Source organism: Okeania sp. SIO2B9, assembly GCF_010672505.1.
Taxonomy (GTDB): Bacteria; Cyanobacteriota; Cyanobacteriia; order Cyanobacteriales; family Microcoleaceae; genus Okeania; species Okeania hirsuta.
In genome coordinates, this window is the sequence record NZ_JAAHGK010001810.1 from 1 (window position 1) to 1,034 (window position 1,034).

2 protein-coding genes are annotated in these 1,034 nt (G+C 35.1%); both read left to right on the forward strand.

The window, feature by feature from the left end:
- Positions 1-6: 6 nt before the first annotated feature.
- Positions 7-408, forward strand: a complete 402-nt coding sequence (rsfS, locus tag F6K13_RS34620) for a ribosome silencing factor (protein ID WP_287290175.1) — start codon at positions 7-9, stop codon at positions 406-408.
- Between the two features lie 65 nt (positions 409-473).
- Entirely contained in the window at positions 474-974 is a 501-nt protein-coding gene (locus F6K13_RS34625) for a CGLD27 family protein (protein ID WP_287290173.1), read from the forward strand.
- Positions 975-1,034: the final 60 nt, after the last annotated feature.

The following is a 1,034-nucleotide window of genomic DNA, read 5'->3' on the forward strand; positions in this document are numbered from 1 at the left end:
TCCCATATTCAGTCCTTGTCAACCGAATTAAGTCAGACAAATTCAGAATCCGATGGAACCTTAGAATTGACATCGACAATAGTTAACGCAGCATTAGACCGTAAAGGAGATAACATTGTTGTGATTAAAGTATCAGAAGTATCTTATTTAGCAGACTACTTCGTAATTATCACAGGTTACTCTAATGTTCAAGTCAGAGCTATATCTCAGGCGATCGCCCAAAAGGTAGAACAAGATAGAGAACTTTATCCTCTAGGAGTAGAAGGCCAAAACGAAAGTTCTTGGATATTAATGGATTATGGTGATGTCATAGTCCACATATTGAAGCCCGAAGAACGAGAATTCTACAATTTAGAAGCATTTTGGAGTCATGCAGAAAAAGTAGATACTTTATCATTGCTCAATTAGGATCAGGCTGTCAATATGAACTACCTCTTTACTGGCATAAAATATAAGTGAGGAAAAATTGATTTATGACTAGACAGATAATATCTAGCTCTCCAGTTCCCCTAGAACAACAACCAGTCAACGAATATGAAGAACTCAAAAATTCCTGGTTATTTTGTTGGGTAACATTAGAAAGACCTCAGTATATAAAGAAGTTAGTCTGGGTTTGGCTCTGGAGTTGGTTAGTATCAGGCCCAGTAGCAGCAGCAAGTTTTTTTCCAGAGAAATATCCGATCGAGTTTTTACTGAGTGGGTCAGCAGGTGCAAGCTTTATTCTAATTTTGGTATTATTGCGACTTTATTTAGGTTGGAATTATATACGATCACGTCTTGCTAGTACTACTGTTTTTTATGAAGAGTCTGGTTGGTATGATGGGCAAACATGGCTGAAAACACAAGAAGAAATTACAAAAGATAAGTTAATAGTTAACTATCAAGTTCAGCCACTTATCAAAAGATTACACAAAACTTTTTATAGTTTGCTATTAATAATTTGTCTCGGTGGAATAATCTGGGTTTCGATCTAAAATTAACCCAAAATAGTTACAAAAAATCATAGTAATTTTGATTTAGGTAGTCAAGTAATT